A 20,894-nucleotide genomic window follows, 5' to 3' on the forward strand; every position below is an offset into this window, starting at 1 on the left:
TCAGATCTTCGGCCGTGATGAGGCCCCCGCCGCGCCTCATCTCCTCGACGATCAGGCGGGCCGTCTCGCCTTCATAAAATTCTCGTGGCCCGTGCTCGATCAGCCGACGAAGGGTCGCCGCCAGGTCCGGCTGGCGAAAGACCTCGCCCTCACCATAGTAGTCACCGTTGCGGAGAAAAATGCGACTGCTTTCAGGAAAACGACGAAGCAGTCGGGCTGCCCGCCGCAGGCTTTCGGCCTCGAAATGTGACAGTACCACGCCTTCGCGAGCCAGCTTCTCGGCTGGTCGGCAGACGTCGGCGAAGGTCATCGTCCCGTACTTCTCCAGCGCCAGAGCCAGACCCGCGACCGTGCCCGGCACAGCGACCGCCCGATGACCGACCGTAGAAGCTTCGGGGATGACATTGCCCTTATGGTCGAGATACATCTCGCGGGTGGCCTGGGCGGGAGCCATCTCCCGGTAATCAATGAGGGAGGTGCGGCCGTCAGCCAGTCGGATGAGCATGAAGCCGCCTCCGCCGAGATTACCCGCTGCCGGATGCACCACGGCCAGCGCCAGCGCCACGGCGACAGCAGCATCCACGGCATTTCCGCCCCGTTGCATGATCTCCACACCGACGCGTGAAGCCACCTCGTGGGTCGAGGCCACCATCCCGTGCTGCGCCCTCACCGGCCGTCGGGAAGCGGTCTCCACCGCCGGCCCGTGACCCAACACCAGAATGAGAGCGACCACTGAGTGAAGAGCCCGTCTGAGCAGCATCATAAATTTCACCTCCGCCATAACGCCCACCAAGATAGTCGGCTGAACCGCATTTGTAAATTGTTCCGGCGCAGGGGAACGGAGAAGAACCGCTGCCCGCTGAGACGCGTCGCTTTGCCCGAGCTTTAGCGGAGTCGCGTGGCAGGATCGCCCACCAGAATCCAACTGCGACGCAGGTCCTGCACCTCGCTACCCATTTTTGCCCGCAGCACAGCTTCGCCCACAGTCGCCAGGGTTTCATCAAAAAGGGCGCCGATCAAAGCGCGATTTAATCGCGCCTGGTCATCCGGGAAGGTGAGACCCGACGATGCCCAGACGGCAATTGCTCCGCCGCGCGATGATTTGACCAGGGCTTCGGCCAGGCTCTCCGTGTAGAGATCATGAAACATCCCGTTCAGGCAGGTCATGGCGACGACCAGTGGGAACCGTGGAGCATTTGTCAGCGTCTCGGCATCGGCGCTCGTAAGGACTCCCCCTCGCCACAACTCAACCGAGCCATGTCCCATATAATTGATCAGCCACTGGCCTCGAGCGAGTGCCTCAAGAAGTTTCTCCCGGGCGGCACTCGTCTGACCGCGATAAATCGTCTCGACGCGCACTTGCTCCGGCAGCAACGAGCGAAGCCGCTCACTGGCAGCCTCAAAATCGTAGCCCTCGTTGGCGTCCGCAACCAAAAGCACGCTCCGCCTCCAGTCGGCGTCCGCCAGGTTTCGTTCATAGGCGACCAGCTTGGCCACGACGGTTTCCACTTCGGCCTCCGTCCTCACCGGGAGACGACCGATGGGAATATCAGCGACGTCATCTCCGTCGAAATCCACGAACCAATCATCCGAGGCTGTTTCCAGAAAAGTCGTGGCGACGAGCTTGGTCGGCACGTAATCGAAATCGCCAAGGCCGAGATAATTTCTCGGGTCGAAGCTGGCATCACCAACCAAAAGTACAAAGCGGGGCGGGGTCGCCCACCGCGCACGGGCCCATGTGAGAAAACTGCGAATGGCCCAGGGACTCCTGGCTCCGAAGGCGAACTCATCGAAGATATCCTCTACATCAACCACGGCCACCGCGTATCCCTGGGATTGCCGGAGAGCCACAAGGGGAGTCAGCGCCGGGATGAATGCGCCATGCGCGATCATGACGATGTCAGCTCGATGCCGAGAATCATTCCAGTTCGACGGAGTATTTGCCGCGATCGCTCTCGGCGAAAGCACTGTGGAACGAGTAAAAGCAAAGAGCGTTCGTGGCTGTCCGCTCCCCCAGGGAACACTCGCGGTCACCGCATACTCTCCTCCGGCCCTCCGCACATGACCCGGCAAAATTTGCGGGGCTTCGGGAACCGTCACGTCAACGACGGTGATCTCCGAATGCGCGAACCCACCAATGGTAATCTCTCTCCCCGCAGGAGCGGTCAGCCAGAGCCGATCCCCATCGGCCATGTAAGCGCGCGTGTAGGTCAGGCGAACGACGTCGAGCACAGTGATATCATTCTCTCCACCCTGACGCGTCAGCACGACCGTGTTATCCCCCTCGCGCAGCCGCGATTGCGGCACAGCGATGGAAACCGTCGTCGCCTGCTGACCGCTTAGCACGGCTTCGCCAACCGGAGTGCCGTTGAGCGCAATCTGAACGCGATGCTCGACCTCGGTGACGCCCTGAAGCGATACCTCGAGCAAAGCCTGCTGAGGAAGAGCCTGACTTCGGTGGTCCACGCGCAAAGTGATGACCACGGGTTCGGCTTCTATCGCCGGGCCGAAGAAATTGTCGGCCTCGCCGTTTTTCAGATTGGCGAAGTAGACCGTTCGTTCCTTCCGCTCAACCGTGTAGCGAAAACCATCCACAATCGAGGGTAACCCCCCGGTGAAGGAGGACACGGTCATGCGGCTCCCGGCCTCCCCGTCCGCAACGAGCCAGTAGACGCGCCGGTCGGTCCAGGGCGTATCCTGTCCCACGCCGTAAAACTCAAGGGCATCGGTCGGATCTAACCGCCCGTCCTCCTGTCCCAGCACCCGGATGGCCACTTCTCTTCCCTCCACATAGAGGCGAAGATTACGGGGATCGGTCTGAGGATTAAGTCCGGCGGCCAGAAGCTCTGGTTGCGAGATGCGATACCACCCGGGTTCAGCCACTTCAATTTTAATGGCTGCACCTGCGGCCAGCCGCCATTGGGCGGAAAGACTCTCGGCAGGGATGTTGGATGTTCTTCGAGAACGGGCACCCGATACACCGGGTGGTGAAAACATGTCCAACGGTCCTGCGCGAGTGCCCGAGGGTTCGCTGGTTCTAACCGATGCCAGAGAGCGCCCCAGCCGGCTGAGTACCGGCGTGGAGGCGACTTTTCGCGGCGGTCCGAGCCCAACCGTCGGTACAATTGGCCCATGGAGAGTGCGTTGACCGCTGACGTCAATCTCCTCGATCCAGTACCGTGGTGGACCTGTCTGTCGCGGGAGTTCATCCCACCAGATGTACTTTCGTCCGGCCGTCAATCCGATGCGCGGACCGGCCAGTAAAACCGATCCGGCAATGAGCGACTCGTTGAGGCGCCGCCGCACGCCGTCGTCTTCCCGATAAATCCGAAAGCCCAATGTATCTACTTCGTAGCCGGTGCGCCACTCCAGCAGTACACGATCCCCGTATTGGGTTGCCGTCGCTTCCTCCATCGGAGCCGTTGTCGGAAACACAGGACACGCAATATCCTCAATATCAATGTGCGAGCCGAAATTGATGTTGCTGAGCAACGTCACCTGACACGTATTGCGATTATCAACGCGATAGATACGATTCGGATTCGACGAGGAATTGCCCGTACTGATGTACATCGTCCCATCGTTGGCAATGGTAATGCCTTCGACATCGGTCAAAGAACCAAAATTGCAAAGCTCTGTCGCCACGCCATTGGATGTGTTTATAGTGATTAATTCCGATTCCCCTACTTCCGACGCATTGGTGACAGCGTAAAGCGTCCCATCAATATCCATGACGATGTCTTCGATGTGGTCGAAGACCCCATCACCGCCTCTCCCAATTTCAACGTAGTCATTTCCTCCGCCGAAAGCATTATTGACATGCTGGCCTGTTGTCGGGTTGATCCGGAACAAGCGGTCCCGGTTGCCCCCACAGCCCCCATTCTGGCTGACATGCCGAACAGCCCAAAGGTTCGCTCCGGCCGTCCGTGGATCAGTGGCCAATCCATCAACACGATCGAAATTGACGGGATCATCGCAAGGACCTTGATTGGCCTGCCCCATGGTATTATTCGATACGGCCGACCATGCGCCGGTTGTTTTATTGAGCGTCCCCAACCGTCCCGGATTGAAATCGGTCGTTCCCTCTCCGCTCAATGTTGTGGTATTGACAGCGTACAGATTCCCATTGCTCCGCTCGTAGGCCAGACTCTCGATGCCGTCCGTATTATTCTGCCCGGTTCCCGTCGAACCCACGACATTGACCTGGCCCGTCACGAGGTTAAAGGTCAGAAGCGTTTGCGGCTGATCATCGGTGGCGATGGCCCAGCAGACATTGGGGTTGGGTAAACCCTGACCCATTAATTCGTTGGGGTGCCACCAGAGGATCGCATTCAGAGTCAGAAGACAAATAAGGATGAGACCCCAAGACCACCTACGCCAACTGCGTCGCATAAATCACGCTCCCTTTCCCCAGGCCGATTCTTTCTGGTGGGTTCGGACAATATCATCGTCCATGGGCTTGTCACACTCGCACAGGACGCCAGCGGGTTTCGACAGCGCCCAGGGACGTCATGTACCCACCGTGTAACATCCTCCCAGGCTGGTGCACTGTGACCGCATCGGCCCGGCTACCTGTTGCATCTTACAGTTGCCGAGCACGGCTTCTTCCGGTCTCAGATCAATCTTGCGGATCTCCGGCCTGACGTAGGTTTTTTTCCTTTGTCCGTTCTCCATTGGTCCTCCACCTGTTTTCGGGCTCAGACGAGCCCTTCAGGGAAAGTGGCAAAGTGACAGGAAGAACAGGCCGTGCTGACGCAACCGCCCGAACTTCCCAAGTGAGATGCCGAAACGACCGGCAACGGATGTCGTCGGGATTGTCCCTGTTGCAACACTTTCACGGCGCTTTGACGAAGAGCGTTATACCCTGAGCCTCCGTTGCAATATTCACAATCCCCGTGCGGAGGAACAGGAAGCCCGAAAACATAGGCTCTCAAGTGGGCCACCTGACAGAGGAAATCCACCGGCTTTTCCGGATGCCCGCTCTCGAGTTCGCCATTGGCCGGACACATCCCACACATCGGCTTTAAAGCGCAAAGGACACACTTGGTCACCTGCGTGATCTCCTTCTGGCGAACCTTCAGCAAGAACTCCTGCCAGCCCTCGCGGAAGCTGCCCCGGCGCAAATCGTACGTATCGGCGTGGGATAAAACGCAGATGCTCATTCGCCCGTATGGATCAATGGCAAATGACGTCATTCCTCCGCCACAATGGTAAATATGTTTGGTGGTTTCAGCCGAGGGAGGCAACATCTCTTTCTCGAAGAACCGCTGCCACTCGCTCGCCCGGTCGGGATCACACACGTCCAAAGCGACAATCTCTTCCGGCGTCAACCGCACGGCCAACGGGCTCCGGGAGCAGTCAATACGCGGGTTGATCATGGCATCAAACTTGAACTGGAGGCCCAGCTCATCTTCAACGAAGCGTTTCATTTCCCACAGCTCGTGGACGTTGAGGGTTACCGCTACTGTCTTCAGCCGCAACGGTAGTCCCCGTTCAAGAAGCAACTGGATGCCTCGCAGACACCTCCGGTAAGAGCCGGGAATGCCCGTGAGCCGTTCATACGTCTCGCGGGTTCGACCATAGAGGGTGATCTCGATGGCAAATGGTCGCCACTCGGCAAGATAATCGGCCACCTTTTCGGTAATGAGTGTGCCGTTAGTAAACAGAGTAATCAATAGACCCTTTTGTTTAGCATAGGTGTAAATGTCCAGGAAATCCCGCCGGGCAAAAATCTCCCCGCCGGTGTAAAGGAGCCACAAACACCCCGCCTCAGTGATCTCATCGAGGATGCGGCAGTGTTCCTCATAGCTCAGCTCATTGTGTCGAGCTTCCACGTCATCCATCGGGAGGTTGTTATAACAGTGGGCACACGTCAGGGGACATCGCCGCGTCACCTCAATGACGCCCTCGACGGGAATTCGCTCCCGAAGAACACGTTGATGAAATTGCCGGCTGAATTCGCTGTACCGTTGAGTCTCCATTGCCATTGGCCGACCTCACCGAACCGGTGAACGGGCCCACGCCCGCTCTGGTTTCAATCTATCGCTCCCCTCCAGGAAACGAAGCCGTCATCAACCCGTCCTCTGATAAGCTGCCTTTCATGCGACCCCTTCACAAGGCTGATCAGGCTCTCTTTTTGTCCCCCTGGCGTGGTCAAAATAATATTCAATTACCGTCATGTCAAGGCGGGAAACCCTGGAGGGCACTCATCTCTTTGCCATCCGATGGGGGCACCGTAAAATAAGACTCTCGGTTTTGACATACGCAAGCGATATTTCGGCGGAGGTGAGAATGGCACGCATGCGACGACCATGGCTTTACGTGCTTGTGCTGGCTCTTCTTGTGACGCCAGCGACGGCTCGGCGGAGCATGGGCCATGGGCCCGTCACTGCTTCCGTCCAATACCTGGATTATCCGGAGATCGTCGCCCGCCTGAAGCGATATGAAGCCGACTATCCCGCAATTGCTCAGGCCGTGAACCTTAACGAATATCTGCGAACACCTCTGACGGCTGAGGGACGGCCGCTATGGGCGCTCAAGATCTCCGATCATGTGTCCGCAGAGGAGGACGAGCCGGCCATTGTGGTAGATGGTGCACACCACGCGCGTGAGCTGATGACCCCACTGGCAGTTTTGGATATCGCCACTGTCTTGACCGGGCAATACGGTGTGAACCCCGCAGTGACCCGGTGGGTTGATGAGTATGAAATCTGGCTTGTCCCTTGCGTCAATCCCGACGGAGTCTCTTACGTTTTCTCTCAATCTCGGAACTGGCGAAAGAACCGGCGCCCCAATGGCGACGGAACCTTTGGCGTGGACCTTAACCGGAATTATCCTTTCGGTTGGGGCAAATGCGGGCAGACAAGTCCCCAACCGGGATCGGACACCTATCGCGGTCCTGCCCCGGCGTCGGAACCGGAAGTTCAAACGCTTCTGGCTCTGGGCGAACGGAAGCGCCCCTTGATTTACTTGAGCTACCACAGTGCCGGCGAAGAAGTCCTCTATCCCTACCGCTGCGCCCGCCTGGCCGAGCCTGAGACATACTATGCCATCCGAGATCGCTATGCGGCCCGCATGGGGTACGGGATGCGGGTGGCCTCTGCCAGCGGGGAAAGCTTCGAACACTTCTACAATCAGTTTGGGTCACTGGCCTTTTTGACGGAAATCGGAACAAGTTTTCAACCGCCACCCACCGAGGTCCCGGCCGTGCTCGACCGGATCCGTCCCGGGTGGCAGTATCTGTTTGACCGCGGCCTGGGAGCGTCGCTACGGGGCCACATTATTGACGCCCAAACGGGTGCGCCAATCGGTCGGGCGACGATCAACCTTGACCGCGTGATCTTCACCGAAGGCGAAGTGCGACGACCCGAGCCCGTCTTTGGGCGGTTTCACTGGATCGTTGAACCGGGCATTTACACTGTGCGCATCGCGGCTCCGGGATTTCAACCTCAATCACATACCGTCATCGTCGGTGAGCAACCGGTCAGACTAGAGGTGCGTCTGGACCCCCAGTAATGCCCAGCCATCTGTAATCCTGCCTCGGCGAGAAAACGGCGATTTCCCTCTCTTTCAGCCACTGACGGACTCGTTCGCTGGTAAAAGGATCGGCGAGCCCAATTCTTCGCTCCATAAGCTATCGGAACAAACAATTTGACTCGCGGCGCGAGATCATGCTATTCGATGCGCCTCACATCAACAGCGCTCGGGAGGCGGTGAGGTGACAAAACATGGGTTGCAGTTGATTGTGCTTTTTGGACTCGTCGGGGTTGTCTTTCCTGTTCAGGCACAAAATCCGTCGCAGGAAGCTGAGATCGAACTGCTCAAGCAGCGGGTGCGCGAGCTGGAGGAGCAAAATCGCGCCATCCTGAAGGCGCTCGAAGAACTTCAGAGCCAGAGGCGCCAGACCGAAGGGGCTGCGCCCAAACCGGACATCCCAACAACGCCCGCCGGTACCGGTTCCCAAACGAATACATCCTCTTTTCGACAAGAGCCCGTTCGCTGGGGTGATCTCGTGACGGGCGAGAGCCGCTTGAAATTTTATGGATTCCTCCGTCTCGATCTGATTGCCGATGATTCTCGACCGGATAACAGCCAGATTCCTTTCTTCATCCTTTCGGAAGATCCACGCGTGGGACAAAAGGACAGTGGAGCATTTACGCTCCATCCTCGGCTCACCCGTCTGGGACTGAACTACAGGGGGCCCGTGGTGGATCGCCTCGGTCACGTGCAACTCGGCGGTCAGCTGGAACTCGATTTTCAAAACGGTGGTCGCGAGTCACGTCAGATCATTCGGATTCGTCATGCCAACCTGAGACTGAGCCGTGGCGCCTTCGGGCTACTCGCCGGGCAGACGTGGGATGTTATCTCGCCGCTTTTCCCCACGGTCAACAACGATACGCTCATGTGGAATGCGGGAAATCTGGGTGATCGGCGACCGCAGGTGATTTTCTCTTATGAACCGGCGTTTGAGCAGGGGCAACTCTCGGTCACGGGCGGGATAGGTTTGACGGGAGCCGTGGACGCGCTGGACCTCGACAATAACGGCTTTCGCGACGGAGAGGAATCGGCCCGGCCTCACGTCCAATTGCGCCTGGGAGCGGCTCGCAACAGTTGGGTGAAGGGACAGCGGGTGAGCATCGGGATCTGGGGACATCGAGGATTTGAACGGACGAGCCGACCGATTGCCGGTCGAACCGAGTTCCGCAGTCAATCGCTCGGATTGGACTATACGCTCCCGCTCCATGAACGCGTTGGCGTGCGAGGCGAAGCCTGGTTCGGCCGGAACCTCAGCGACATGCGTGGCGGTATCGGTCAGGGAATTAACACCGTGACCGGGAGCGCCATTCGCAGTCGAGGCGGATGGATCGAAGCGAGCATCAAGGTTCACTCGATCTTCACTCTTCACCCCGGTTTCACCATTGATGATCCCCGCGACGAGGATATTCCCCTGCAGGGGCGCACGCGCAATCGCGCCATCTGGATCGCCAACCGATTCGCTCTCGGCGGAGGATTTCTCATCGGAGCGGACTATCTCCGCTGGATCACCGATTACAAAGGGCTTCAGCGCGGTGCTGACCACCGGTTCAATCTCTTTCTGCAATACAGCTTTTAACTGACGCGCCACGCGCCGATCCGAGCAGGCGCAGCAATCTGAGGCGACACATAAGGGCTTCTCGATGAATCATGAAATGGAGGTGGAAGCAAGATGACCAGGAAAAGGAGCCTTGCCTTCGCATCGGTCCTGCTGGTCGCAGTTTTCGCGGCTGGCGTTCCGGTTCGACCGGATAGCCCGACCCCTCGTCTTCGCACCTTCGAGTTCACCTACGTCACGGAAGTAAAGGATATTCCGGCGGGTGCTCGCGAACTTTCGCTGTGGATCCCCTACCCCCAAAGCGATGAAAATCAAACGATCCGCAACATGACGGTCCGGTCCCCCTTTCCCACTCAGTTGACGCGCGAATCTGAATACGGCAACCAGATGCTCTATCTGCATCTGTCACCGCCACCGGAGAAGGGGTTCACTGTCGAAATGCGTTTCACCGTCGAGCGCCGGGAATACGTCCGAAAAGATTTTTCTCTGGTCAAGGCCGGCTATCAGGATCATTCCGATCCGAAATTGCGGCGCTGGCTGGAGCCCGATAAGCTCGTGCCCATTGACGGCAAGATTCGTCAAATGGCGCTTGAGGTGACGCGCGGTCACAAGACCGATCTGGAGAAGGCCCGCGCCATTTACGATTACGCAGTGACAAACCTCAAATACGACAAAAGTGGCACCGGATGGGGACGCGGCGACATTTACTACGCCTGCGATGTCAAACGGGGCAATTGCACCGATTTTCATGCCGTGTTCATTGGCTTCAGTCGCGCCGTCGGCATCCCTGCCCGCTTTGAGATCGGGTTTCCCCTGCCCCCTGATCGCACCGAGGGAGAAATCGCCGGCTATCATTGCTGGGCGCAGTTTTATCTCAAAGGCTACGGCTGGGTCCCCGTGGATGCCTCGGAAGCGAGCAAGAATCCGGCCCTGCGCGACTATTTCTTCGGGGCTCATGATGAGCATCGGGTACTGTTCACCATCGGTCGGGATATTCGCCTGAGTCCGCCGCAAAAGGGCGAACCCCTCAACTACTTCATCTATCCGTATGCTGAGGTGGATGGCAGGCCGTTCGCCCAGATCGGCAGGAAATTCTACTTCCGCGACGTTCGCGCGGAGACCCGAAATTAGAGGAGTGTAGAGCGATTCTGCTCCTTTCCTGGGAGCGCCCGCATCGCCGGAACAAGCGCGCCGGATGCGGACGCTCTCAGGAGAGACTCCTCTGCAAACTGTTTTGGAACATCGCGAGCCCGCCGAGAGGCTCCCGGGCGGGGGCATCAGATTCGCGCAAGCGCCTGATCGAGGTCGGCGATGATGTCCTCCACATCCTCGCAGCCGACGGACACACGCACCAATCCGTCGGTGATTCCCAGCCGTTGACGCTCCTGCGGAGGAACAATCGCGTGCGTCATGGTCGCCGGATGCGAGATGAGCGTCTCCACACCGCCGAGACTCTCGGCCAGAGAGCACAGGCGCACGCTTTCGAGCACCGTCCTGGCCTTCTCCAGCGATCCCACATCGAAGGAGATCATTCCGCCGAAACCCGACATTTGACGACAGGCCAGCTCATATTGCGGATGCGATGGCAACCCCGGATAGTGCACGCGGGTGACTTTGGGATGCTCGCTCAAGAAGGCCGCCACCGCCCGCCCGTTAGCATCGTGCTGGCGCATCCGTAACGGCAACGTCTTCACCCCTCGAAGGACGAGCCAGGCATCCATCGGTGAGATGATCGCTCCGGCGGCGTTTTGAACGAACTTCAGTTTGAGGGCATCCTCCTCATCCTTGACGATGACCGCTCCACCGACGCCATCGCTATGGCCGTTGAGGTATTTCGTCGTCGAGTGGATGACAATGTCCGCTCCGAGTTCCAACGGCCGTTGAAAATAGGGGCTCATAAATGTGTTATCCACCGCCACCTTCACGCCGGCGCGATGAGCAATCTCCGATGCCGCCCGGATGTCGGTCAACACCATGACGGGATTGGTCGGTGTTTCCAGAAAGACCATCCGGGTCGAGGGGCGGAGAGCACGCTCAATATTCTCGGCAACCGACGTATCCACGTAGCTGAATTCCAGGCCGTACTTCCGCAGCACATACTCGAAGAGGCGAAACGTTCCACCATACGTGTTGTCGGAGACGACGACATGGTCGCCCTGCTTAAGCAACGCCTGCATGAGTGCGTTAATGGCCGCCAACCCGGAGGCGAAGGCGAAGGCCGCCGTCCCCCCTTCGAGGGCAGCGAGATTGCGTTCCAGTGCAAATCGGGTCGGGTTCTGCGTCCGCGCATACTCGTAGCCCTTGTGTTTGCCCAACCCCTCCTGAGCATAGGTTGACGTCTGGTAGATGGGAACCGTTACGGCTCCGGTAGCGGGGTCGGGTTCGCTTCCGACGTGAATTGCTTTGGTTGAAAATTTCATGGCCGACACTCCTCTGTCCCATATTTATAGAGATGGTTCTCGCACATCTGGCAGCCGTGATACTACAGGGGCCGCTCGCTGAGCGTCAAGAAAGAACGCGGGAGAGACCGGTCGAGGAGCAGAAGCTTGTGCAACACTTTTCCATCGCTGTTGACCGAAAGCGGACGGGCATCTTCGTTGACAGAGGGGACGAGCGTCCCTAGAATTGCCGCTCGTGTGATGAAAAAATGCCGAGTTCGCTGTGAGAAATTTGATGCAGATCCAAGACCTGGAGACACCGGCCGTCATCGTTGATCTCGACGTTGTGGCGCGAAATCTTCGGCGAATGGCCGAGTACTGTCGGCGTCACGGACTTGCTCTCCGTCCGCACACGAAGACGCACAAAATTCCCGAACTCGCTCGCCGACAGATTGAGAGCGGAGCCGTCGGCATCACCGTGGCCAAACTGGGTGAAGCCGAAGTGATGATTGACGCTGGACTTGACGATGTGCTCATCGCCTATCCGATTGTCGGACAGAGGAAGGCCCGGCGGTTGGCCGAGCTGGCGAGCCGAGCGCGATTGACCGTCTCGCTTGATTCGGAGGAATCGGTTCGGGCCATCTCCGACGAAGCCGCCCGCTGCGGCGTCACCGTAGGCGTTCTCGTTGAACTCGACGTGGGATTCCGCCGCTGCGGCGTGACGAGGGCCGAGGAGGCGGTGGCTCTGGCCCAAACGACGCTTGATCTCCCGGGCGTGGAATTTCGCGGTCTCATGTTCTACCCCGGGCATTTCTGGGTCGTTGGCGAGGCCCGCCAGCGACTTCTCGGCTCCGTCAACGACTTTCTCCGGCGCGTCTACGATGCGTTCGAGCGCGAGCGCATTCCCATCCCCGTGGTCAGCGGTGGCTCGACGCCGACGGCCTTCATTTCTCACGAATTCGCAGGCGTCACCGAGATCCGCCCGGGCATGTACATTTTCAACGATCGCAATATGGTGGCGCTGGAGGTCGCTCGACCGGAGGATTGTGCTCTCTCGGTCATCACGACCGTTGTCAGCACGGCCGTTCCCGGTCGCGCCATCGTGGACGCGGGATCCAAGACGCTGTCGTCCGATGGATTCCGCGCCGGTGACCGGCAGGGCTTCGGCTACGTTCGTGAGGACCCGGACGCGGTGATCGAGTCGCTGTCGGAAGAACATGGGATCATCAACATCAGCCGGTCGTCCCGTCGGTATCGCGTAGGCGAGCGGCTGACCATCATTCCCAATCATGTTTGTGCCACGGTGAATCTGCATGATGAGATCTATGCCGTGCGTGGGGATGGGGTTGAGACCGTGTGGTCGGTGGCCGCGCGAGGAAAGGTCCGATGATGTTGCTCACATCCCCATCGCCCCCGGCCCGGGGGACCGCCGATGCCGAGCGGATCTTCCCCACATCCCCCGACCCCGAAAGCCAATGGACTTACGGAGGTGGAGACGTATGAATCGCCGCCAGGCTCTCACAACTATTGCCGGATCATGTCTTGTTGCCGGGATGGCCCCGATGATCAATCGCGGGCGGTATCGCCTCTTCGCTCAGTCGGCCCGCGAATACTCCGCACGAACAATCGAACTTGTCGGTCGCTCACTCGTCATAGACATGCTGAGCCCGCTCGTCCTCAGTCAGTCGAGGATGCGCAAGCTGCTGAGCGATCCGGCCAGCCTCACTCCGGCTGATATTCAACGCTACAAGGAGTCCGGCATCACCGTCTTTCACGTCGCCGTGGGAGTGGGGGGCCGGGAGGCCACGCTCAATGTGCTGCGGTATGTGGCCGGATGGAACGGGTTCATCGCTCACCACAGCGACCATTTCACCCGCATTGATAGCCCGGCCACACTCGACGCCGTCAGGCGATCGGGAAAAATCGGCATCCTCATCGGCGTTCAGAATTCCGAGCATTTCCAGACGCTCGACGATGTGGATATGTTTTTCGGACTCGGCCAGCGAGTCTCTCAATTGACCTATAATGCCCGCAATCTCATCGGCAACGGAAGCACCGAACGCCGGGACGATGGCCTCAGCGATTTTGGCGTGGCGATTGTTGAACGGATGAACAAAGTGGGGATGGCTGTTGATGTTTCCCACTGCGGCGATCGCACGACGCTCGATGCGTGTGAGGTCTCGAAAAAACCCGTTCTCATCACTCACTCCAACTGTCGCGCCCTGAATCCTAATCATCCCCGGTGCAAGACGGACGAGGCCATCACTCGAATGGCCAAGACCGGCGGGGTGATGGGGATCACCGGCGTGCGCATGTTCGTGAAGGCCGATGAACCCACGACCATCGAGCACGTCCTCGATCATTTCGACCATGTCGTACGGCTGGTTGGGATCGAGCATGTCGGCATCGGGAGCGACGTTGATCTCGATGGCTATGACGACCTGCCCCCGGCGGAACTCAGAGCGTTGAGGGCGAGCTATAAAGGGAGTTATGCCTTCCGCGACAAGATTGACATTGAGGGGCTCGACCATCCCAAACGCATTTTCGATTTGACCGAAGGACTCATCCGTCGAGGCTACAGCGATCGGCACATCGAGCTTATCCTCGGAGGGAATTTCGCTCGCGCTCTTAAAGAGATCTGGACCGTTGGTTAATGTCGTGGGTGGGACCGCCGGCGCCGCCTCACGTTAGGACGAGCGGTGACACCGACCGTATATGAGGGCATGGCCCCGAAGAGGGTGTGCACATAGTGAGCACCGATGACGACGCACCGTAACCGCTCCCGTGTGCGCAAGAATCACAATGAGGGGAGGTCTGCAACTATGAAACAGCGACTATGGATTCGAGCACTTCTTGCTGTCCTTATAACATCGTGCGTCGTGGCCGGACAGCAACCCTCATTCCAGAGCCTGGACGAGTACATCACGCGCGCGATGCGAGAGTGGGAGGTCCCCGGTCTGGCCCTCGCCATCGTCAAAGATGATGCTCTCGTTTATGCCAAAGGGTACGGCGTGCGCACCCTGGGCCGGCCGGAGCCGGTCACGGAACACACGATCTTCGCCATTGGCTCCGCCTCCAAGGCATTCACGGCCGCCGCGCTCGGAATGCTGGTGGATGAGGGAAAAATCTCCTGGGATGATCCCGTCACAACTCACCTGAAAGGATTTCAACTCTTCGACCCCTATGCTACCCGCGAATTGACCGTGCGGGATCTTCTGTGCCATCGGAGCGGGCTCGACCGCGCGGAAATGCTCTGGTACGGATCCGACTACAGCCGGGAGGAAATTCTCCGTCGCGTGCGCTTCCTCAAACCGAGCTGGAGCTTTCGCAGCCGATTCGGCTACCAGAACATCATGTACCTGGCAGCCGGCCAGATCATTCCCGCCGTCACCGGCAAGAGCTGGGATGAATTCATCCGCGAGCGCATCTTCACACCGCTCGGCATGAGGGAGAGTACGACGAGCATCACCGAACTGAAGAAATTCAGCGATGTCGCCACGCCGCACGCCAAAATTGACGATGTGGTGCGAGCCGTTCCCTGGCGCAATATTGATAACATCGCGCCGGCCGGTTCCATCAATTCCACCGTCGTGGATATGGCCCAATGGGTGCGCCTCCATCTGAACGAGGGGCGCGCGGGAAAGGAGCGCCTGCTCAGTTCCGGCGTGGTGAAGGAGATGCAAAAATCCCATACCATCATCCCCTATGAGCCCCCGTTCTCACTGGGCACGCCGGAAGCGCACTTCCTCGATTACGGTCTGGGCTGGTTCCTTCACGACTATCGCGGTCGCAAAATCGTTCAGCACGGGGGTAACATTGATGGCATGAGTGCGCTCGTGGCGCTCGTGCCGGAGGAGCGATTGGGACTTGTCATTCTCACCAATCTCAATGGAACGTTCTTGCCCTATGCGCTCATGTATCGGATCTTCGACCTCTACTTTGGTGGGGGAGAGAAGGATTGGAGCGCCGAACTTCTCAAAACATTCAAGGCCTTTATGGCCGAGCAACGAGAAGCCGAGAAGAAGATTGAAGAGAGCCGGGTGTCCGGAACAAAGCCCTCGCTCGCGCTGGAGCAGTATGCCGGAACCTACACCAATGAGATGTACGGGGAGATGAAAGTGGAGACGGAGGCGGGAAAACTCACCCTTCGATTCGGCAGCGGGCGGGTCGCCGATCTCGAGCACTGGCACTACGATACATTCCAGGCGCGCTGGCGAGACCCTCTATTTGGGAAAACGCTCGTGACGTTTCGGCTCAATCCCCGGGGCAAAGCGGAAGAGGTGACGGCTGCGCTTCCCGGCATGAGCGATGTTATTTTCAAACGAACGGCGGAGAAGGCCGAGGCCGTCCCTGCAATCACCCTGACTGAAACTGATCTCCAGCGATTTGTCGGACGCTATGCCCTTGACGCTCCGCCTCTAGAGATCAGCATCGAACTTGTTGGCGGCCGGCTCAAAGCGGTCGTGCCGGGCCAGCCCGTGTACACGCTCGTGCCCGTCGCCCCCACGCGCTTTCAGATTCAAGGGGCGCCGCCCGGTTTCTTCATCCAGTTCGATCTAGCGGAGGGAAAGGTCAAAAGCCTGACTCTCGAACAGGGACCGGGTCCGAGGGTAACGTTCCGACCGAAGAGCTGAGCGAATGGTCGGCTGAGAATCTCCCCGCTGCGACGTGAGGATCAACTGCCGGTGAACAGGGACCGATTTCCCATTTGGCTCCCCGCCGGATCACCCCCTCGTCCGGCAGGGGAAGGCACGAAGGTTTGTGCTACACTGTCGGCGCCGATGTAGCGCAGACTTTCGAGTTCGCGAAGCGGCGCACGCGGGATGGCCTGCACTACAAACGGCGTAGGTGCGAAAGTCCGCACCACACTTTCGGAGGAGGTGAACGATGGGAAAGAAACTCACAGTAAAGGTCGTGGTCGCACTCGTCTGCTGCGCCCTGATGGGCACGGCTCTCGGTTTGGCTCAATCGCCGTCGGCAGCGGCCAATCGCCTGACGGCTATGGATGTTTTTCAGTTGGAGCTGGCGAGCGATCCGCAAATTTCGCCCGACGGAAAGCGCATCGTCTACGTTCGCCAGTTCAGTGATGTCATGACGGACCGTCGCTACTCGAACCTCTGGATCATTAATGTGGATGGGACAGACCATCGTCCATTGACGACGGGCAATTACAACGACACGTCGCCGCGATGGTCTCCCGATGGGACGCAGATCATCTACATCTCGAATCGCGACGGCTCGCCGCAGATCTATCGCCGGTGGATGGACACGGGACAGACGGCCAAGGTCACGAATGTGACGTCACCCCCAAGTGGCATCGCCTGGTCACCTGACGGCAAGTGGATTTCCTTCGCCATGCATGTTCCCGAACCGCCGCCGACAATTGCCAAGCTTCCCACGCCGCCCGAAGGAGCACGGTGGGCCGAGCCGGCCCGTGTGATTGATAAGCTCGTTTATCGGTTCAATGGCATCGGCTATCTCAAGCCGGGATACACGCATCTGTTCGTCGTTCCGGCTGACGGCGGCACGCCGCGTCAAATTTCCAGCGGGAAATTTCATCACGGGGGCATCGGCTTCAATGCCAGTGAGGCGGTGTGGACGCCCGATGGCAAATTCCTCATCATATCGGCCAATCGCCACGAGGACTACGAGGTGGAAGCTCGCAACACCGACATCTACGAATTCTCGGTGACTGACGGATCGGTACGGGCGCTGACCACCCGTAAAGGACCCGACGGCTCGCCGGCCATTTCGCCCGATGGACGACTGATCGCGTATGTGGGCTATGATGATCGTTATCAAGGCTACCAGGTGACCAAGCTCTACGTGATGAACCGTGATGGGAGTGGCTCGCGCGTCATTTCGGCATCGCTGGATCGGGATGTGGCCAGCCCCCGCTGGGCGCCGGACGGAAGCGCCATCTACTTCCTCTCGGACGATCAGGGGAATACCGGTCTGTACGTTGCCAGCCTGGACGGGAAAATCCGGCGACTCGTGAACAACGTCGGCAGCGGGATGAGCGCCTACAGCGGAGGGGGAGCGTTCACCCTGGCCCGGAATGGGACCTTCGCCTTCACCTATAAGACGCCCTATATCCCCGGTGACATCGCAGTGGCGAGCATCACCGATCCGACCCCGCGCATCCTCACCGCCGTTAACGAGGATCTCTTCGCCACCCGGAAGCTCGGACGGGTGGAAGAAATTTGGTACACATCATCCAAGGACGGTCGGCGGATTCAGGGATGGATCATAACGCCGCCCGATTTCGATCCCACCAAGAAGTATCCCCTCATCCTGGAGATTCATGGCGGACCCTTCGCCAACTATGGCGACCGATTCGATCTGGAGAAGCAACTGATGGCTGCCAGCGGCTACGTCGTGCTTTATACGAACCCGCGAGGGAGCACGAGCTATGGTGAAGAGTTCGGCAACCTCATCCATCACGCCTATCCCGGCGATGATTTTTACGATCTCAATTCCGGCGTGGACGCCATGGTGGCCAAAGGGTACATTGATCCCGATCAGCTTTTCGTGACCGGCGGCAGCGGCGGTGGCGTGCTGACCTGCTGGATGATCGGGCGTACGACGCGATTTCGCGCTGCTGTCACGGTTTATCCGGTGATCAACTGGTACAGTTTCGTTCTCACGACCGACATCCCCTGGACGGTGAAATACTGGTTCCCCGGTTTCCCCTGGGACCACGTCGAGCACTACGAGAAGCGATCTCTTTTGTCGGTGGTGAAGAACGTCAGGACGCCGACGATGATTCTCACGGGCGAGGCCGATTATCGCACGCCGATGTCGGAGTCGGAGCAATACTATGCGGCGCTCAAGCTGCTCGGTGTGGAGAGCGTTCTCGTGCGTGTTCCGGACGAGCCGCACGGGATTTCGCAGCGACCCAGTCACCACATCTCAAAAATCCTCCACATCATCGGGTGGTTCGATCGGCACCGGAAACCCTCAGGCGTTGTCGAAGCAAACACCACCTCACGGTGACCGATGGGGAGTGAACCCTCGGCGAAGGTCGGGGGCCCGAACTGGCTCCCGACCCAGGAGGAGTGATATGAAGCTCACGCACTGTCAGAGAAGTGGAGGCTCAACCTGGCTGGGCTTCAGGAAGATTCCTGTTGTGCGAGAAGCGTTCGCATCAGTCGCACGACATCCTGCTGGTGGAAGGGCTTCTCCAGGAAGCGACTTCCAGTCTGCTGCAAAAAGGCGCGTGTATCCGTACTGATCACATCGCCGGTGATGAAGACGATTTTCTTAGCCAATGTCCCATTGAATCGCTTCAGTTCCTGGTAAAGCTGCTGGCCATTGACCAGCGGCATCTTGACGTCGCAGAAGATTAAGTCGTAGACCCGGCTCCTGAGTTTGGCCAAAGCTGCGCGGCCATCGGTGGCCGTTTCAACCGAGTGACCTTCGCTCGCGGCGATAGTCTGGAGAAGTCGGACGATGCTCGGTTCATCGTCAATGACGAGAATCTGTTTGGGCGCAGTCGGCGGAAGAGACTGAACCTCGTCCGGTTCCGATGAAGGGTGTTCATTGAGTTCCGTAACGAGGGGAAGCTCGATGACGAACTCCGCTCCTCCCTCGGAGCGGTTTCCGGCGGAGATTCTTCCGCCATGCTGCTCGATGATGCTATGGGAGATGGACAAGCCCAGGCCCGTTCCCTGACCGACCGGCTTGGTGGTGAAGAAGGGCTCGAAAATACGATGGAGAAGATCTGGCGGAATTCCCGGTCCGTCGTCCGCCACGATGATTTCAACCAGGGTATTTGTGTGCGATGGCAGATCGGCGGACGCCGGTCGTTGGCCGTTGGAAGGCTGTGAGGCCGGCGAGACTTCACCCGTGAGGGACTTGCAGTCGTGCTCCGGTCGAAGAGCCTTCACCCGCGTGCGAACGAATAGATGGCCGCCACCATGCGCCTGCATGGCCTGTTCCGCGTTAATGATGAGGTTGAGGAAAACCTGCTGAAGTTGCGCTCCATCAGCGACGATGAGAGGCAATTGCGGGTCGAAGTCAGTGACGATCTCAATGTTATTCACCTTCAGTTCGTAGGAGCGCAGGGCCAGGGTGCGCTCCATCAGCTCGTTGATGTTGACGGGGGATCTCTCCACTGGATGCTGGCGAGCGAAGGCGAGCAAGTTGCGGACAATCTGACTGGCCCGTCGAGCTGCTTCGTGGATGGCCGTGAGTCCTTCTTCCAGCAACTCTTCTGGCGGATGGGACTGCTGGCACAACAACTCGCTGTAGCCGATGACAGTGGTCAGCGGGTTATTCAACTCGTGAGCGATCCCCGAAATGAGCTGCCCGAGGGCAGCCATCTTCTCGGTGTGAAGGATCTGCTGCCGGAGCCGGTGTGACTCCGTCATATCCCGAACGATGATCAGAACAGCCGGTTTTCGCCAGTAGTCAATGGCGCAGGCGTTCAGGTTGACGGGGATCGCCGTCCCGTCTTTGCGCACCATCATGATATCTAGCGGAGCAGTCATCCCCTGAGGAGATCTCCACAGGTGGTGACGAGCAACCGTTTCCCGATCACGAGGATGAACCAGATCAAGGAAGCAGAGGTGGCGTATTTCCTCCGCCGTGTAGCCGAACAAGGCCAATCCGAAGGGATTGAGATATTGGAACCGTCCGTCCTGAACGATGGCGACGGCATCGTTGGCACTATCAATGAGTGTCCGGAACTGACGCTCAGACTCGCGGAGCTTTTCCGCTTGATGACGGGTTTCGTTGAGGAGTTCGGCGACATCTCGATATAAGGCGGCATTTTCAATGGCCACACCGATGATATCGCCCGCGGCGGTGAGGAACTGCCGGGCATCAGCATCAACCTGTTTGGGGTGAGGGTGAACTATGAGCAGGACTCCCAGGGTGCGACCCTTCGACCGAAGAGGGATGGCGGCGAAAAACCAGTATCCCTCGCGCCGCAAGGATCGGCTGAGCGGATGACCATCTCCGGTGGGTATTTCGCCGACAGCCGGTTCTCCTGTCTGCATCACCCGGCCGATACAGGTGTCGCCGGGATTAATGCGTTCGATCTGCGATACCGTGGCCGGTGAAATTCCCGCAGACGCCTTCAGAGTCAAATCCCCCGTAAAAACATCGGTGAGGAAAATCATCCCCGCATCACACTCCATCAGATGGAGGACTTGCGAGATGGCGCTCTCGAGCGTTTCCTGAAAATCGAGAGACTGACTGACCGATGAGGCGATGGAGTTAAGGGCAGCCAGTTGTCGGCTATGTTCGACGATGCGGCGACTCCACTGGAGGATCCGCTCGTGCGTCTGAGTCGAAGCGACATTCTCTTGCATCCGATCTTGCCACATCATAGGTCATCCCTTTGCGGGAGAGAGTCCCCCCTGGGGTCTCCCCTGCTCTCCCTGTCCTCTTCTCCTCCTACTTGGATGGATGAGCGGCCG

At 58.7% G+C, this 20,894-nt stretch carries 13 protein-coding genes; 7 read left to right on the plus strand and 6 right to left on the minus strand.

Annotation, left to right across the window (positions count from 1 at the left end; genetic code table 11):
• The 4 genes from VNM72_13580 to VNM72_13595 form a co-directional block, all read right to left on the minus strand.
• The coding region (locus tag VNM72_13580) for a gamma-glutamyltransferase (protein ID HXF06428.1) at positions 1–763 on the minus strand (763 nt) is incomplete at its 3' end.
• 122 nt (positions 764–885) lie between these two features.
• A complete protein-coding gene (locus VNM72_13585) occupies positions 886–4,299 on the minus strand; it encodes a C25 family cysteine peptidase (protein ID HXF06429.1) in 3,414 nt (1,137 codons plus the stop codon).
• Between the two features lie 210 nt (positions 4,300–4,509).
• Entirely contained in the window at positions 4,510–4,674 is a 165-nt protein-coding gene (locus VNM72_13590; GenBank protein HXF06430.1) for a hypothetical protein, read from the minus strand.
• A gap of 23 nt (positions 4,675–4,697) precedes the next feature.
• The gene (locus VNM72_13595) at positions 4,698–5,987 is read right to left on the minus strand and encodes a radical SAM protein (protein ID HXF06431.1); all 1,290 of its coding nucleotides are present in this window, start codon (positions 5,985–5,987) and stop codon (positions 4,698–4,700) included.
• 313 nt (positions 5,988–6,300) lie between these two features.
• Between VNM72_13595 and VNM72_13600 the strand changes: the two genes are divergently transcribed.
• The 3 genes from VNM72_13600 to VNM72_13610 all read left to right on the plus strand — a co-directional run bounded on the left by VNM72_13600 (position 6,301) and on the right by VNM72_13610 (position 10,222).
• Positions 6,301–7,515: a M14 family zinc carboxypeptidase gene (locus VNM72_13600; protein HXF06432.1), complete on the plus strand. Its 1,215-nt coding sequence runs from the start codon at positions 6,301–6,303 to the stop codon at positions 7,513–7,515.
• A 202-nt stretch (positions 7,516–7,717) separates the two neighbouring features.
• On the plus strand, positions 7,718–9,112 hold the full coding sequence (locus VNM72_13605) for a cell division protein ZapB (GenBank protein HXF06433.1): 1,395 nt from the start codon (positions 7,718–7,720) through the stop codon (positions 9,110–9,112).
• 93 nt (positions 9,113–9,205) lie between these two features.
• Positions 9,206–10,222, plus strand: a complete 1,017-nt coding sequence (locus tag VNM72_13610) for a transglutaminase domain-containing protein (protein ID HXF06434.1) — start codon at positions 9,206–9,208, stop codon at positions 10,220–10,222.
• Between the two features lie 146 nt (positions 10,223–10,368).
• Here VNM72_13610 and VNM72_13615 read toward each other — a convergent pair whose 3' ends face one another.
• Positions 10,369–11,511 carry a cystathionine gamma-synthase gene (locus tag VNM72_13615; protein ID HXF06435.1) on the minus strand — a complete coding sequence of 381 codons (1,143 nt, stop codon included), beginning with the start codon at positions 11,509–11,511 and terminating at the stop codon, positions 10,369–10,371.
• Positions 11,512–11,764: 253 nt separating this feature from the next.
• On the opposite strand from VNM72_13615, the gene VNM72_13620 reads away from it, so the two are divergent.
• The 4 genes from VNM72_13620 (at position 11,765) to VNM72_13635 (ending at position 18,465) form a co-directional block, all read left to right on the plus strand.
• Positions 11,765–12,859, plus strand: a complete 1,095-nt coding sequence (locus VNM72_13620) for a D-TA family PLP-dependent enzyme (protein ID HXF06436.1) — start codon at positions 11,765–11,767, stop codon at positions 12,857–12,859.
• A gap of 109 nt (positions 12,860–12,968) precedes the next feature.
• Complete coding sequence (locus VNM72_13625; protein ID HXF06437.1) at positions 12,969–14,123, plus strand: membrane dipeptidase; 1,155 nt, start codon at positions 12,969–12,971, stop codon at positions 14,121–14,123.
• Between the two features lie 168 nt (positions 14,124–14,291).
• Positions 14,292–16,103 carry a serine hydrolase gene (locus VNM72_13630; GenBank protein HXF06438.1) on the plus strand — a complete coding sequence of 604 codons (1,812 nt, stop codon included), beginning with the start codon at positions 14,292–14,294 and terminating at the stop codon, positions 16,101–16,103.
• Between the two features lie 253 nt (positions 16,104–16,356).
• On the plus strand, positions 16,357–18,465 hold the full coding sequence (locus tag VNM72_13635; protein ID HXF06439.1) for a S9 family peptidase: 2,109 nt from the start codon (positions 16,357–16,359) through the stop codon (positions 18,463–18,465).
• A 116-nt stretch (positions 18,466–18,581) separates the two neighbouring features.
• Here the strand turns inward: VNM72_13635 and VNM72_13640 are convergent, their stop codons facing one another.
• Positions 18,582–20,804 carry an ATP-binding protein gene (locus VNM72_13640; protein HXF06440.1) on the minus strand — a complete coding sequence of 741 codons (2,223 nt, stop codon included), beginning with the start codon at positions 20,802–20,804 and terminating at the stop codon, positions 18,582–18,584.
• Between the last annotated feature and the right edge of the window lie 90 nt (positions 20,805–20,894).

Source organism: Blastocatellia bacterium (assembly GCA_035573895.1).
In the GTDB taxonomy this organism is placed as follows: domain Bacteria; phylum Acidobacteriota; class Blastocatellia; order HR10; family HR10; genus DATLZR01.

Coding starts and splice junctions, on each gene's coding strand:
- VNM72_13585 (HXF06429.1), bottom strand. CDS start 4,299: ATGGGTCAGGGTTTACCCAACCCCAATGTCTGCTGGGCCATCGCCACC.
- VNM72_13590 (HXF06430.1), bottom strand. CDS start 4,674: ATGGAGAACGGACAAAGGAAAAAAACCTACGTCAGGCCGGAGATCCGC.
- VNM72_13595 (HXF06431.1), bottom strand. CDS start 5,987: ATGGCAATGGAGACTCAACGGTACAGCGAATTCAGCCGGCAATTTCAT.
- VNM72_13600 (HXF06432.1), top strand. CDS start 6,301: ATGCGACGACCATGGCTTTACGTGCTTGTGCTGGCTCTTCTTGTGACG.
- VNM72_13610 (HXF06434.1), top strand. CDS start 9,206: ATGACCAGGAAAAGGAGCCTTGCCTTCGCATCGGTCCTGCTGGTCGCA.
- VNM72_13615 (HXF06435.1), bottom strand. CDS start 11,511: ATGAAATTTTCAACCAAAGCAATTCACGTCGGAAGCGAACCCGACCCC.
- VNM72_13620 (HXF06436.1), top strand. CDS start 11,765: ATGCAGATCCAAGACCTGGAGACACCGGCCGTCATCGTTGATCTCGAC.
- VNM72_13625 (HXF06437.1), top strand. CDS start 12,969: ATGAATCGCCGCCAGGCTCTCACAACTATTGCCGGATCATGTCTTGTT.
- VNM72_13630 (HXF06438.1), top strand. CDS start 14,292: ATGAAACAGCGACTATGGATTCGAGCACTTCTTGCTGTCCTTATAACA.
- VNM72_13635 (HXF06439.1), top strand. CDS start 16,357: ATGGGAAAGAAACTCACAGTAAAGGTCGTGGTCGCACTCGTCTGCTGC.
- VNM72_13640 (HXF06440.1), bottom strand. CDS start 20,804: ATGATGTGGCAAGATCGGATGCAAGAGAATGTCGCTTCGACTCAGACG.